This window comes from Microcoleus sp. B3-A4 (genome assembly GCF_036705385.1).
GTDB lineage: Bacteria > Cyanobacteriota > Cyanobacteriia > Cyanobacteriales > Microcoleaceae > Microcoleus.
This window is the reverse complement of record NZ_JAUBUI010000036.1, coordinates 28267-43339: the sequence shown is the minus strand read 5'-3', so window position 1 is coordinate 43339 and position 15073 is coordinate 28267. Positions and strand designations below refer to the sequence as shown.

General features: G+C 46.4%; 10 protein-coding genes and 1 tRNA gene. 4 read left to right on the top strand and 7 right to left on the bottom strand.

Annotated features, from left to right (window positions below; all coding sequences use genetic code 11):
- Positions 1–213: 213 nt before the first annotated feature.
- The gene (locus tag QUB33_RS16035; RefSeq protein WP_190660760.1) at positions 214–729 is read right to left on the bottom strand and encodes an HNH endonuclease; all 516 of its coding nucleotides are present in this window, start codon (positions 727–729) and stop codon (positions 214–216) included.
- Between the two features lie 219 nt (positions 730–948).
- A complete protein-coding gene (locus tag QUB33_RS16030; protein ID WP_333351570.1) occupies positions 949–1203 on the bottom strand; it encodes a hypothetical protein in 255 nt (84 codons plus the stop codon).
- A 93-nt stretch (positions 1204–1296) separates the two neighbouring features.
- Here QUB33_RS16030 and QUB33_RS16025 point away from each other — a divergent pair, with 93 nt between their 5' ends.
- Positions 1297–1632: a ribbon-helix-helix domain-containing protein gene (locus QUB33_RS16025; protein WP_039886507.1), complete on the top strand. Its 336-nt coding sequence runs from the start codon at positions 1297–1299 to the stop codon at positions 1630–1632.
- 575 nt (positions 1633–2207) lie between these two features.
- Positions 2208–3662, top strand: coding sequence for a D-alanyl-D-alanine carboxypeptidase (locus QUB33_RS16020; RefSeq protein WP_445299529.1), 1455 nt, complete (start codon positions 2208–2210; stop codon positions 3660–3662).
- A 141-nt stretch (positions 3663–3803) separates the two neighbouring features.
- Here the strand turns inward: QUB33_RS16020 and QUB33_RS16015 are convergent, their stop codons facing one another.
- Positions 3804–4910, bottom strand: a complete 1107-nt coding sequence (locus QUB33_RS16015) for an N-acetylmuramoyl-L-alanine amidase-like domain-containing protein (protein ID WP_333351569.1) — start codon at positions 4908–4910, stop codon at positions 3804–3806.
- Between the two features lie 506 nt (positions 4911–5416).
- On the opposite strand from QUB33_RS16015, the gene QUB33_RS16010 reads away from it, so the two are divergent.
- Positions 5417–6592 (top strand): serine hydrolase, encoded by a 1176-nt coding sequence (locus QUB33_RS16010; RefSeq protein WP_333351568.1) that lies wholly within the window; start codon positions 5417–5419, stop codon positions 6590–6592.
- A gap of 269 nt (positions 6593–6861) precedes the next feature.
- Here QUB33_RS16010 and QUB33_RS16005 read toward each other — a convergent pair.
- Positions 6862–6933, bottom strand: a tRNA-Gln gene (locus tag QUB33_RS16005).
- Between the two features lie 101 nt (positions 6934–7034).
- Positions 7035–9809 carry a GAF domain-containing protein gene (locus tag QUB33_RS16000; protein WP_333351567.1) on the bottom strand — a complete coding sequence of 925 codons (2775 nt, stop codon included), beginning with the start codon at positions 9807–9809 and terminating at the stop codon, positions 7035–7037.
- Between the two features lie 776 nt (positions 9810–10585).
- Between QUB33_RS16000 and QUB33_RS15995 the strand changes: the two genes are divergently transcribed.
- Positions 10586–10972 carry a response regulator gene (locus QUB33_RS15995; protein ID WP_006631154.1) on the top strand — a complete coding sequence of 129 codons (387 nt, stop codon included), beginning with the start codon at positions 10586–10588 and terminating at the stop codon, positions 10970–10972.
- 148 nt (positions 10973–11120) lie between these two features.
- Here the strand turns inward: QUB33_RS15995 and cheB are convergent, their stop codons facing one another.
- The gene (gene cheB / locus QUB33_RS15990; RefSeq protein WP_333351566.1) at positions 11121–12206 is read right to left on the bottom strand and encodes a chemotaxis-specific protein-glutamate methyltransferase CheB; all 1086 of its coding nucleotides are present in this window, start codon (positions 12204–12206) and stop codon (positions 11121–11123) included.
- A gap of 250 nt (positions 12207–12456) precedes the next feature.
- Positions 12457–14952 (bottom strand): hybrid sensor histidine kinase/response regulator, encoded by a 2496-nt coding sequence (locus QUB33_RS15985; protein WP_333351565.1) that lies wholly within the window; start codon positions 14950–14952, stop codon positions 12457–12459.
- Positions 14953–15073 lie beyond the last annotated feature (121 nt).

The following is a 15073-nucleotide window of genomic DNA, read 5'->3' as shown; positions in this document are numbered from 1 at the left end:
AATTGGGCATCGGGAATTGGGCATTGGGCATTGGGCATTGGGAATTGGGCATTGGGCATTGGGCATTGGATAGGTCGGAATGAAAACTTTGCTATTCCGACCTAAAATCCTTTTCAATTACAGGACTTAATTAGCTATTAACTATTAGCTATTACCAATTACCAATTACCTGTTTGGCCCATGCCCCATGCCCCATGCCCTATTCCCCATGCTCTATTCCCCTATTTGATATTCGTGCCAAAACAGTTCGGCAAAAGCAACAGTGGGGTGTATGGGGGCTTTCGGCTTAGTTCGCAGAGACATTCCAGCTTCTATGGGAGTTCGATCGCCCTTACGAGAATTGCACCGTTCGCAAGCAGTCACCACATTGTCCCAAGTATGCGGGCCGCCCTTCGATCGAGGCATCACGTGATCCAGCGTCAAATGTCGGTTGCTACCGCAGTATTGGCAAGAATGAGCGTCGCGGCGCAGAACTTCCCGGCGATTGACCGGGGGCACTTTCCACAGGCGTTCCCTGTTACCAAAAGTCAAGCGGATTTGTTCGGGTACGTGGATGCTGGTGCTGGGCGATCGCACCAGCCAGCCGTTGCCAATGCTAAAATCCAGAGGTTCAGCCTTGCCTGTTACCAACAGTACGATCGCCCGTTTGATGTTGACACGGCTCATCGGTAGGTAATTCTGAGAAAACACCACCACAGATTGCCTCAATACATCAGTTACTACGGTCACGGCTTGCTCCTCCTCGTCAATTTTGGATTTTAGATTTTAGATTGTGAATTTTGAATTTTGGGTGCTTCGTCAGCATTGGCTACATCTGGTTTTTTGCCAGTTCCCCAAGCGGATCGAATTTCTCAAATATCCAATCAAATGCCCCCGCTTCTCTTACTTAGAAGCGGGGGCTAGAAAAACTGCTAAAGGCAAATTTTCATCCTGTCTTGGTACAGTCGTTTAGCTGTACCTCCCGCTTCGCGTATCTCGATATGGCTGTGCCACTTGCCGACCGTGCTGGTCTACCTCGTTGTCATTAATTTCTGCAATTTCTCCTAATCCACTATAACCGTGTTTATTTAGGCCCAAGCCCGCCCACGAGGTCGCTGCGACAGTCGCCCAACCCGTGCTAAAGACGTGCCGTAACGACTCGGAGCGACCCGTGGGGCGATCGCACTTCAGTTGATAGGTGGAGTAGGTGGGGAGAAATTTCACTGTAGGCAGAAGGTGGTTAAGAGGCTTTCAATCTAGCTGTAAACATACTACACTGATATTACACATATGTCCACCCGTCACGGAGAAAAAATTATGCATACCCTACCTAGAACCTCAACCACCGAAATGGAAGTCACCAGTATTCGACTCGAAAGAGAGCTCAAAGAGAGACTTAAAGAGCTCGCGGGCAATCAAGGCTATCAAGCTTTGATTCGAGATTTGCTCTGGAATTACGTGCAGCAGAAGTCTGGAGAGTATCGGCAGATGTTTTCTCGATCGGATATTCGAGCCAGCATTAATGCCACAGCACAGCAGGAGGAACGCTGCGCGCTTACAGGAGAGTTGATTCGACCGGGCGGGCCGATGTTATTAGGTCTGACGATGCACGGCGAAATGGTGCCGCTGAGTATAGGGAGTATGGCTGGATAAACCAGTTTATCGAAAATTTGTGAGAGCGATCGGCCTGGGGTGAAGGCCCCAGGCGCTGAAGATCATACTATTTTAGATTTTAGATTTTAGATTTTAGATTGGGAAATGACTTATAAGATAAGGGTTGGGAGCTTGCCTAAAGTTGCATTGCTTTTGGGAACTGGTATAACAATACTTCAAACATTTTTTGATTGCCAACCGTAGAATAAGGGTTTCAAGGCAATGTGGCAATCGAACTACCAACTGACATCTTGCACCATTTTCAATAAGCTTTTTATGGGCGGGCTTTCCTGCCCACCCCACTAGAAATTGCACTTGTTGTGGAACAGGCATCTTGCCTGTTCTTGAGAATGATGCCAGATGTGAGCTACCAACGAAAAATCGAAGGTTTCAGATTACGAACTAAAAACTGTCCGGGCTATTGGTATAAAATCCCGCAGTATTTAAACGATATCTATTTAACGAACCACGAAGACGCATTCGGCGAAGCCGTTCCCCTAGGGTAAAGCGCGAAGAAAGATGGAGAAGAAGATAGCTACTGTTAGCGGTTCGCAATTCTGGTAACGCAGCTCCGGATGCTCCAAAACGCGCGGGCTAGTGCTAAAATTTCCATCGGGCGTGCCGAACAGACGATCGTACATTTGATGAAAAAAATTAAAGTAATGCTGAAAAACCGCTACTTGACTGCTGCGAGTTCGATCGCCCTTCTCACAATTATTGGCGGATGTGCAGCTACTGAATCACCTCAACTTGCATCTCCCTCTCCTGTAACTGAATCACCTCAACTTGCATCTCCCTCTCCTGTAGCGGAATCTTCCCCGCCGCCAGTTAAACCAAGTCAGCCTCAGCCCTTAATAGTCTCTGCTACCAATCCCGAAACCCCCACAAATACCAAAATCCAGCAATATCTTAACGGGTTGGCAGCCCAAGGTTTGGCCAAAGAAAACCAAGGCGTCTGGATGCAATCAGGCAATACTTTGCTAGCCAATCATCAAGGTACCGTTCCTCTGTCGGCCGCTTCTATTACCAAAGTAGCAACATCTCTGGTAGCACTGCAAAAATTCGGGCCGGAACATGAATTTATCACCTTAATTGGTACAACTGGAAAAATTGAAAACGGCGTATTAAAAGGCGATTTAATTGTACAGGGAAACGCCGATCCGTTGTTTGTTTGGGAAGAGGCGATCGCCCTCGGTAACGCCTTAAATCAAAAAGGGATCGAGCGAGTCAGTGGCAATTTGATAATTGTCGATAAGTTTTACATGAATTTTGAACTCGATCCCCTCAAATCGGGAGAATTGCTCAAACAAGGATTGAACAGTCAAATCTGGCCGAGCGAAGCCGCCGCCCAGTATCAAACCCTGCCTCCAAATACGCCGAAACCCCAAATAGCCATTGAGGGTACTGTACAAGTTTTGTCAGCATCTCCCAACGATGTGCAGCCTTTAGTCAAACATTATTCTTTGCCCCTTACCGAACTGATCAAAAAAATGAATCAGTACAGCAACAATCTCATGGCAGATATGCTAGCTGATACTGTCGGAGGCCCCAAAACAGTCGCCCAAAAAGCAGCAGCAGCAACCGGAGTTCCGCCCGCAGAAATTCAACTCGTGAACGGTTCGGGATTGAGCGAAGAAAATCTCATTTCTCCCCGGGCTGCTTGCGCGTTATTTATAGCTTTAGAACGCTATCTTCAACCTTACAGCATGACAGTTGCTGATGTCTTAACTGTTGTTGGGAAAGATCAAGGAATACTGGCAGAACGGGCGCTTCCCAAATTAGCAGTAGTCAAATCTGGCACGTTGGATAATGTTAGCGCTTTGGGCGGAGCGCTACCAACTCAAAAACAAGAAACAGTGTGGTTTGTGATTATGAATCGCGGGGCCAATGTCGAGACATTTCGCACTCAGCAAGAGGTTTTGCTGAAAAGCTTTTTGAATGAGTGGGGAAGTGTTCAAGTTTCGCCACCCCAATTAACGCCAAATCCTGCTAGAAGTAGTAAGGTATCTCGCAGCGAAATTGTTCAATAAGCTGTTGTGCATTTAAATTTTATATTCCAGGCGCCTCGCGTACCCACCCCACAAGAGAGTTTGTAGGGTGTGTCAGCACAGAAATTTTAAATTTTGAGCTAAAATAATGCAAGCTGATACACCCTAGGAGTACAAACCAATTTAATTAGGGGTTTTCGCCCTAGCTACCACAATGCCGATCGCACTTTCGACTCTCCTAATATATCTGTGCAAGTCGTAAGCAACTGTCACCTCCCCCGCAGGCGAAGCGTGGATTAAACCAATATTGCCGTCAGCATTGCGGTAAACTAAACCCGTGTGGGTGACATCCAATCCTTTAACATCCGTGGCTACCGCTACAATATCCCCTGGCTTTAACTGAGAATAAACACTTTTTATCTGATTTGTCGGGATGTAATTAACAGTAGTTTTGGCTAAGTCTGCTTCTTGGCTGACTATGCACTGATAAGTTGCTTCGTCTTTGACCATTTGCGGGTAACTGCTGCGGTGCTGACTCATGAAATTTAGTGTCTTATTCATGGGAACTCCACCTAATTCAGCGGTGATATTTTCCACTGTGTGCCGTTTTTCATTGTCGTTAATCCATTCGGAAAAATAATGCAATCTACTGCAATAACCGTTGATTTTACCGTTTAAATACCGCTGTTCTTCTATGCGATTGACAAAATTTTGATAGTCGTAATCTTGTACTGCTATGCCCCTGGCGAGCGCTAAAACGGTTTCAACAAACAAAACGCAATCAAACTTATTCAAAGTTACGATCAACTTTTCTTCACCTGATTCGTCCAGCAAACCAGCGGCGTAGGGCTTTCCTCGGAAATTATCGGCGATCGCCTGGACGATTTCTCCGATCGTGCGATCGTGCAAATTTTGTCGTTTAGCATACTGTACAACCTTTTCAAAACGTGCTATCTCTTCTGGTTGTGCAGCGGTTTCTCTCTCCGGATTATTGGAGTCAGGTCGTCTTGCCAGCACCTCCAGCAATTGGGAATAGGAAATTTCAGGTAAATTGTTGAAGTCCCAAAATATACTTGGGAAACTGGAAACAGTTTGCTTGTTTGTTACTTCCCCATTTTCCCTTTCTCCTGTCAACTCTGGCACTACATCCGCGCCCTGTCCTTCTGTTTGTCGCGAGACAACATATTCTGCAGCAGGTTGAGACTGAAATGCCCAAACATCAGGGATCAAAAAATTATTTACCCAGGCGATCGCAAATCCCAAAACAGCCAGACTCCAAAAATTTCTCATGTTTTTCAAAGGATTTTGCTTCAACTCAGTGCTATCCTGAAAATTTTACAATTACTAGAAGTCTCAATCAGCCTAGTAGACAGATAAACTTGGCAACAGCGGACTAGATCGATACACTTGTCATTTAGATGCCGCCCTATTATAAACTGATCGTGCGAGTTTGATAGCACAAAACTGTAATGCAAGTAGAACGCCGACGCCGCCCCATCGGGCCCCAACGCCCAATCGAGTCCCGACGCCAAAGCAGCGAGCGTCCAGTCCGGTCCCGACGCCAAAGCACCGAGCGCCGAGTCCCATCTCGTCGCCCAATCCAGACCCAACGCCCCATAGACCTTTTGCAAAAGTCGGTCTCAATTCTTGAAATTCTCTGGGTTAATCTGCGTTCATCTGCCTTGTATCTGCAGTTGACCGAGCGAGCAAAGATTCATGCAACAGATCTAATCCAATCCCGACGCCAAAGCAGCCAGCGCCCAGTCGGAAACCGACGCCAAAGCAGCGAAGGCCCAGTGCCATCTCGTCGCCGAGTGAGGACGAAATTTTCTCGGCTAAAATACCGTAACATTTTGTGTTTAATCGCCGGAGCGATCGCCATCGGTTGGATTGTCACAATACCGTTCAGAATTCGCCGTTCCCCAGAACCGCCAGTCATCTTGACTCAACAGCCCATCTCGCCTCAAGAAACACTCTCGCCTCCGACAATTGAACCATCGGAAAATTTAGCCGATCGTCAAAGCGAGCCTACCTTTAGCTACAACATCAAAACACCTCCCAGTCCAGTTTACTCTCAAGAATTGCAAGGGATTGTTGATGAAGCTGTGAAAATTGCGACCAGCAAAGGACTACCCGCAGAACCGCTATCAATTACCTTATTTGATGTCAGCAATGCCAAAGCTCACACCTTTGCCGGATATCAAAATCAAACTCTCCGATTTCCCGCTAGCGTTGCCAAGTTATTTTGGATGGCAGCCTTTTACTCAGCCCTAGAAAAAGGCCTCATTACGCAAAGAGAATCTGCCTTTACGAACGACCTAGAACAAATGATTCGCGTCTCTAACAACGATGCGGCCAGCAAAATTTTAGACAAAATTACAGATACAAAATCCGGGGGTAGGCTCGCAGGAGAAGAATTGCAAACCTGGCTGAAAAAGCGCACTCAAGTTAACACATTTTTCCAGTCAGCAGGATACAATGATATTCGTATAAGCACCAAAAATTATCCCATATACTATTTGAGGCAAGAAGGTCCAATCGGTCGCGACTTGCAATTGCGAGGCGATGCTTCCCAGCCGATTCGCAATCAAGTAACTACCGACCAAGCCGCCAGATTAATATATGAAATCTATACTAGGCAAGCGGTTTCCAGCGTCGCCAGCCGCAAAATGGCTTACTTGCTGACTAGAGACTTAGACCCCAAGGCATGGAAAAGTGACCCCAGCAATTCGATACAAGGATTTCTCGGCGAATCTTTACCAACTAATATTTATTTTGGTTCCAAAGTGGGCTATACTTCCAAATCCCGCAGCGAAGCGGCATTTGTCAGAACTTTAGACGATCGCGCGATTTACATCTTAGTTGTTTTCGCAGACGATCCGGCTTATGCCAAGGACGAAACAGCATTTCCGGCAATTTCCCGATACGTTTTCGATAGGCTAAATGCTCGCGGGCCCAGCAGTTTGCAGTGAGAGCGAGTAGGGCGGGTTCACTCTTTTTGTATGAGGACTTACGCAAAACAACGTGTTTGGGCCAAAAATCCGCACTGGCGACCAAAGAAACCGATTTCTCGATCGCAAATCTACGCTTTTAGGTCAAATCCGCAGCAAGAAACCCGGTTTCTTATATCCTGTGAGCAAGCCCTAATTAGGTTTGTAATCAGGCAGTCGTTTTTCTCTCGTCCGACGACCGGTGACTCTAAACTATCAGTTAAATAATTGAGTGACCTAACACAATTTAACTGGGGCGAAAGGATTCGAACCTCTGAATGGCGGGACCAAAACCCGCTGCCTTACCACTTGGCGACGCCCCAACGTCTTAACCTTCACTATCTTAACATTCAAACACCGCAATCTGTCAAGCATTTTGACAATAAAATTTAAAAAATGTTTTTAGAACCGATCGCCCGCAGGTTTATTCTTTGAGCGCAGGGGGGCGAGCTACGGGGATTTCAATCATGAAATCCGCTCCCTGTCCCGGTTTCGAGATACAGTTCAAGCTTCCTCCGTGTTTTTCCACCACAATCTGGTAGCTGATAGACAAGCCGAGTCCCGTACCCTTGCCCACAGGTTTAGTGGTAAAGAAAGGGTCAAACAAGTGGCATTTAGCTTTTTCTGCCAATCCCGGCCCGCTGTCTTGAATCCGAATCACCACAACTTGACCGCTCGACTTTCCTGACTCACCAGCCTCCGAGTCTGGGTCCACCACCACCGTCGAGATTTTGATCGTCTTGGGTGGGGGCTGATTTTCCAAAGAGTCGATCGCATTCGCCAAAATATTCATAAATACTTGGTTGAGCTGCCCGGGATAGCACTCTACCTTCGGCAAGTTGCCGTAGTCTTTAATTACCTCAATTCCCGGTACGAGTCCGTTTGACTTCAAGCGGCTCTGCAAAATCAGCAGCGTGCTGTCAATCCCTTCGTGAATGTCCACCAGCTTCATATCTGCTTCGTCGTGCCGCGCAAAGTTCCGCAGAGACAGGACAATTTGGCGGATGCGTTCGGTTCCCATCTCTATTGAAGACAGAATTTTCAGCAAATCCGGCACTAGGAAATCAACATCGATTTCTTCGCTTTTGTCGAGAATTTCGGGGCAAGGCTCCGGGTAGTGCTTTTGATACAAGTGCAGTAAATCCAGCAAATTTTTCATGTACTGCTTGCAATAAGTCAAGTTGCCGTAAATAAAATTAACCGGATTGTTAATTTCGTGGGCGACGCCGGCGACCATTAGACCGAGAGAGGACATTTTTTCGTTTTGGATGAGCTGAGCTTCTTTCTGCTGCAACTGCTGCAAAGTTTCCGTCAGTTGGCGGGCTTGAGTTTGAGCGGCTAAGGCTGCCGCCCGGGTTTGGGCGTAGAGTTCGGCTTGGTCGATCGCGATCGCCAGTTGATCCACCACCGCTTGCAGCAATTCCACTTCGCTCGTCGTCCAGGAACGGTGGCTGCTGTAATGGTTGCAAACTACAGCACCCATTTGACCGGAGCGAGTCTTGAGCGGCAGCAGCAGGTTAGAAAAAATCCCGAGACTGCTCAAAAAATCTCGCGTGGGCGGTTCTATGCAAAGTGCTGTTGCCGCGTCCCCGATCCGGAGCGTTTGGCGGTGGCAAATTTTCTCGGCCAGCAGCGTTACTTGTTCGATCGGATATTCTGTAAGCCGCTCTTTCAGTTCGGGATTTGCCGCCTCGTGGGTGATTGCAAAGCTTTGCTGCCCGTCTTGCGAGATGGAGTACCACAAAAAGTAGCACTGGTCAACCTGCAACAAACTGCGAATTTCGTTGACAGCCGTATCTAAAATTTTGTCGAGGTCGAGGGAATTCCGCATCTGGCTGGCGAGGCCGAAGAGCAGGCCTTCCCGCCGGCTCAACAATTCTTCTCGGGCCGTGATGCGATCGATCGCCACGGCGATGGCATTAGCCATGCAGCCCAGAACTTCTAGCGCTCCCTCGCTTGCCGAAGCGCTACTGCACAGAGCCAGCACTCCCACCAGGCGCTCCTCCACTATCAGCGGATAGGCAATGGCGCGCAGAGATGGGTTCGACAGTAGGCATACAGGAGCCGTTTCGAGTTTTCCCGGTTCTGCTCGCACCCAATCTTTTATTTCCCGTTCCCACCCTTCGGTGGTGAGTCCTGAATCCGCCTGCAATTCTAACTGCTCTGTCTGCGGGTTGAACGTCCAGATACTCGCCTCTTTGGCGTCGAGGTAATCTACCATTGCCTCGGTGCAGCGGTTGAGGATGGGCGATATTTTCCCGCCTTGTCCGAGGGCTGCACCGACTTTAGCTTGCAGAGATCCCAAGCGAGCTCGCTCTTCTAGCGACGCGGCCGTTGGTTGGCGCTCAGAGGTGTCCCGGGCTCCGGCAACGATTTCTCGGGTTTGTTTGGTATCGGGAGAGGGCCCGGTGCCGGCTGAAGTTTCCCAGAAATATTGAGATTTACCGCTTCCCCCGAGTCTCGGGAGCTTCTTTGAGGGGTATCTTCTCGTGCCGCTCTGTGGCGTGTGTTCGCCACACAAGCTGGATCGGTTCGAGCCACGAACTAACTCCGAGATTAGCTGGCGGTCAGAGGTGATATCTTCTACTTCTGGCAAGTGTTTCTGGGCTTTGAGTAATTGCCAGCGCAGATCCACCAAACTCGCAACTTGCCGACTCAAAGCTTGAATACCCGCTATCGTTTCTTTTGTCAAGTCTCTCGGTACTGAGTCCATGACCGATAGCACTCCCAGCATCTGCCCATCTGAGGTGACGACTGGGATTCCGGCGTAAAATTTCACGAAGGGGTAGGAAACCGTCAGCGGATGCTCGGCAAATCCCACGTCTGTGGAAGCGTCTCGGACAATGACCACAGGCGGTTCCTTGAAGGAATTTGCAGGGGCTTCGATCGCAGATAGGGGAGCAACTGGCGGTTTTTGCAGGGGAGTTGCCCCGTCAAATTCGGAGTTTGAGTTTGAGCCGACGGCAAACTCTTTGGGAGTTCGGTCGAGCGCGCGAGCGCAAAAATTCAGATAAAGGTAGGCTAAAGCTCGATCGATACCTAGCTGCGACTTTAACCACTGGCGGTTACCGTCAATCAAGCTCAAGAAAGCAATAGGAGTTCGGCTAATCTGAGCTGCCAAACCGACCAAATTGTCCAAGCAAACCTCTGGATCAGAGCCGAGAAGCTGATACAAGTCAATGTTATGGAGCTTGAACACTTTTTTTACCAACAGGTAAGGGTGCTTTTATCATGTGTAACTGCCCGTTTAGTTGCTGGCAACCGCCCTTCTCAATACTTCCCTTGAAAAACAAGCTATGAATTCTGTGCTGTGAGACTCTGGGCGCAAGTTCGGCGCAGGTTGCTTGCGCCGAATTCAGACTAACCTCTTGACCGATCTGGAAACTTTTGAGTTATGGGAGTTAGAGTACCCCAAATCTTAAGACTATATAAATTATACTTCCCGTTGACTATGCTTTTGAATACCTCCGGCTCTCTAAATCTAAGAGCCTCTGTTGAGAGGAAGCAGCTTTCCAAAATATAACGCGATTGCTTACCTAGAATTTTTTAATCAGTTTAATTGTATTTTAACAAACTTGTCTAATCCTGGGTAGCTGGCTTGCTGGTAGATTTAAATCAGGGGTGTGTGCCACAATACCAGTGTTCTTTAGCGAGCTGTGCCTTAGACGGTCGTTCAACTACAGTTAGGAGATGAATTACAAAAGATTGGTAAGATGTTAAACTTTGTAACAATAGTTACTCCAACTCGACCTTCTAGGGTTTCTGGGCCCAGATGCACATTTTGCAACTGTTGTAATCGCTGAGCGACAACTCTCCCAATCCCTTTTTTCGAGTTTGATGTAAAAAAACAGGACTAAACTTTCTACTAATGTTCCAACGGGGTTGGCAACTATTGCACAGAGGCAACTCTCAAAAAATGACGGGGGGAAGTATGCTTTGTATTTTCAAGAACTATAAATAAACAGGGAGAAGAATATGTCTGCAAGTAGCAGTCAAGTACCAACTATTTTGGCAGTTGATGATAGCGTCGTGATGCAAGGACTTGTTAAACAGGCCTTAAGCAAAGAGTTTCGAGTTCTCGTAACCGACAATGCAGTGGATGCTTTGTCAACGATTTATCACGAACAAATTTCGGTTTTGTTGCTCGATGTTTCGATGCCTGGTATTGACGGATTGGAACTCTGCCGCACGGTGCGGAGCTTGCCTCAGTTTCAGAATTTGCCGATCGTAATGCTGACCGCGCGAGATGGAGCTTTTGATAAGGTACAGGGGCGTTTGGCGGGAGCAACAGAGTATTTAACTAAGCCGTTTGATGCTGAGAAGTTGCGCGAGGTAATTGGTAAGTTTATCAAAATCAAATAATCGGACTTAGAAAAAAAATTCAGTTTTGAGTAATTATGAAGTAATTTGAGTAATTAATGAACTAAAAAGTTGCGATCGCGCTTTCTTATCCCCGATTTTTTTAACCAGTTCCGGCGCGGGGTATTGTGCACTCTTTGCGGGGTAAGTCCTAAATTTTTAATTTAGCCAGGAGTAAGGGAGCGATCGCACTGACAGGTAGAACATATTGGGCGGCACCGAGGGCGATCGCCTCCTTGGGCATTCCGAAGACAATGCAGCTAGCTTCGTCTTGGGCGATTGTCAAACCGCCCTGTTTAGCGATAGCCAACATTCCGTCAGCACCATCTCTACCCATTCCTGTCAGCAAAACCCCCGCTGCTGCCCGACTATAAAAATTAGCTACCGACTTAAATGTCACCGTTACAGAAGGGCAGTGTCCCATGACAGGAGCAGCTTCTGAATAAACAAATCGCCCTTGAGAGTCCAATTCTAAATGACGTTTTTCGGGCGGGAAATAAACAGTCCCTGCTTGTGGCAATTCCCCAAAAGAAGCTATCTTAACTGGCAGTTTTGATTCATTACCCAGCCAATCAACTAATCCTTGCAAAAAACCTTCACTGATGTGCTGGACACAAATTACAGGCACGGGAAAACTAGCCGGAAGTTTAGAAATAATGGCGTGTAGTGCTTGCGGTCCCCCTGTAGAAGCTCCTATAGCCAATACTTTAATAGTTTGATATTTAAGATTTTCGTGGGAAAACTTGTAATTAGCAACTGGGGTTTGGTTAATTTTTACCAGTGGGTTATTATCTTCTGTTTGTATCGTTTTTTGATGCCGTGTAAATACTTTAACTCCTGAGACTATTTTAATTTTAGCTATTAATTGATTTGCTAGCCGCTCGTAATCTGATACCATGCCACCAATCGGTTTCGGGAAAACATCCAATGCACCAGCCTTTAACACTTGAAATACATTCTGGGTATCATTCGCTTGTACTGAAGCACTAATTACTAAAATTGGTAGCGGATATTTCTTCATTACTTCTTTCGTAAATTCTAATCCGTCCATTGGTGCCATGTTCAAATCCGTACAGATTACTTCGGGGTGAAGTTTCGGGATTAATTCTAGTGCTTCTAACCCGTTGCAAGCGGTTCCTACAACTTTGATTTCGGGGGAGGAATCAAAAATTCGTTTGAGGACGATTGTAACTACTGGAGAATCTTCAACTAACAATACTTTAATGGGCGATAACATCAGTTTGGGGGGAAATTGGGAATGAGCAATTGAGAACGGGCAATTGGGAATGGGTGACTTGTACAGCCCTTCGACTTACTTCCCTTCGCCTTCGCGAGCGACTAAGCTAAGCACGACTCGCTCAGGAACCGCGTAGTCGAAGTATGGGGCCTTGGGAATCGATGCAATGGTAATTGTGCACTGGGCACTGGGCATTGGGTTTCGCTAATTAATAGTAAATAAGAAATGGCTAATAACTAAGGAGTAATTACTAAACTAACCTGTTTAGTGTCTCTATGAGCACATCTTGATTGAAAGTCCCTTTAGGAATATAAGCATTTGCTCCCGCATCAGCTCCTCTTTTTCTATCTTCATCCGACGCCAAAGATGTTACTAAAATTATCGGTAACTCACTGTATTGTTTTTGCTCCCGAATCTTAACAGTCAGGGCCAAACCGTCTAAATTTGGCATTTGTACGTCAGAAATCACAGCATCAAAATGGCGAGTTTTTAATTTATGGAAAGCATCCAATCCGTCTACCGCTGTCACAACTTCGTAACCCGCACCTTCCAGGATGCGCTTTTCTTGAGTGCGAGTGGCGATGGAGTCTTCTGCTAATAGTATAACTTGTTTTCTGGTGGCAGTCTCAAGTTGCGATCGCGCACCAGAAACCCCGCGGGACGAAACTTGCTGGCGTACAGATTTTATCAAATCGTGGGGATTGAGTACCATACAAACTTCCCCAGTACCCAGAATTGTGGCACCCGAAACATTTCGCACCCGTTTCAGCAACTGACTTTGAGGTTTCATCACCACATCCTGTTCGTCTATCAAAGCATCTACCAATAATCCCAATCTTTCCTCCCCAACTTTCAAAACAATACAAGGCATTTTTGAATAAGTTGAATTGAGGAAGTCTGGGGAATTGTTTCTCAGAACTTCGCTCCCGGTTTCCTGTCTAAAATATCGATTTTTTTGCCAACCTTGTCTTGGGTTTAATTCTAGTAAATCTCTTAGATGAGCAACTGACAGAGGCTGACCGTTTGAAAGTATAGTTTCTTTACCTTCAATAGAAAATATCTCAGACGGAGACACCTGTTTTGCCGTCTCTACAAACTCGACTGGCAGAGCATAAGGAATGTCTTCAACTACTACAATTAATACATTTGCTGTAGCTAAAGACGTGCTTATTTGCAGCCTCAAGGTGCATCCTTTTCCAGGTAAAGACTCTACTTGAATACTACCTTTTAGGGCCTCAACATTAGTGCGAACTACATCTAAACCTACCCCGCGCCCCGATACTTCGGTAACAAATTTTTTGGTCGAAAAACCAGGACTAAAAATTAAAGATTGTACTTGTGTCTCGGTCATTTCTGCCAGTTGTTCCCGCGTACAAATATTACGTTTCACAGCCGTTTGTTTAATGCTTTCTAGATTTAGTCCTCGACCATCATCAGCAACTTCAATAATAATATTGCTAGCAATATTATAGCCTTTAATTCGGAGAGTAGCCACGGGATGTTTACCTATTTTTGCCCGCTCTTCAACAGTTTCAATACCGTGGTCAATCGCATTTCTAATCATGTGCATTAAAGGATCTTTCATTTCCTCTAAAATGCGTTTATCTGCTGTAGTTTCGCCTCCTTCCATCACTAATGCAACTTCTTTACCTTCCCGTTTCGCTAAGTCTCGAACAGTTCGAGGAAATAAATTAAAAATAGTAGACAAAGGCAGCAGTCTCAGAGTGCGAATTCCTGATTCTAATGCCTCAGCGATTAATTCGAGTCTGGCCGTATCTTCATAAACTCGATTTCTCAAGCGGTTGACTAAAGTTCCGAGACGTTCTAAACGTTCTTCTGTACGTTGATAGTAATCCTGCAATTGGCTAAATTTAGCGTTAGCTTTAATACCGTTGTCATCTATTGGCATCCGATCGACAGTCAAGCTCGTTACAAAATATTCTCTGCTCCACTCTTCCCACAAACTTGTAATTTGTTCGATCTCTGCAACTCGGTGTCCTAGCCGAGTTTTTGTGACAGTAAGTTCCCCTGCTTGAGTCATTAAATCGTCTAAATTTTGAGTAGCAACGCGAATGGTTTCAATCCGGTAAGATGAGGTTGAGGATGCAGTAACTGCCGACTGCGAAGCCGACGCAGTGGCTGGCCCAGAAGGTGCCGTCAAGTTTTGAGATTGCAGTAGAAATTCGGGCTGGGATTGTAGGGGTAAAAAAGAGGAATTTGTCTCTAAGTTAAGGACTTCAGAAGTTTCAACATTTGTTTCTAGTTCTTGGGTAGGAGGCTCAGTAAATTGCGGTTCTACCAACGGTTTTTCTGGTACTTGTGAAGATGAGGGAGCTACTATTGAGGCTGCAGCCTGTGGCTGTGGCTGACTAGAAGCACCCATCATGCTAGCGAGGATGTAAAATGTATTAACGCCGGAATCTTCGCCCGTAACGGCTTCGTTAACGAGTTTCCGCATGGCGTCTAAACCTTGCGAAAGTCGATCGCTAAGATCCGAATTCAGTTGAGTTTCTCCCCGCTGGATTGCTTCCAAAAGATGCTCCATTTGATGAGCTAAGGATGCTACATTTTTTACTCCCAGCATCCCCGCATCACCTTTAATAGAATGGGTTTCCCGCAATAATTGTTTTAACTTAGCTAAGTCGCCCGGATGTTGTTCCAAGTACAGCAATCCGTCGTCTAGTATCTGCAAGTGTTCTTCACTAGCAATTTTAAATACATCTCGGAGTTCTTCATCTTCAATCATATATATCTTTGGGGAATTGGGAAGTGGGAATTGGGAAGTGGGAATTGGAAATTGGGCCTAAAAGTATGTTCGCCGAAAAGAATTGGAAATTGGGAATTGGGCACTTTTCCCACTCTCCCCC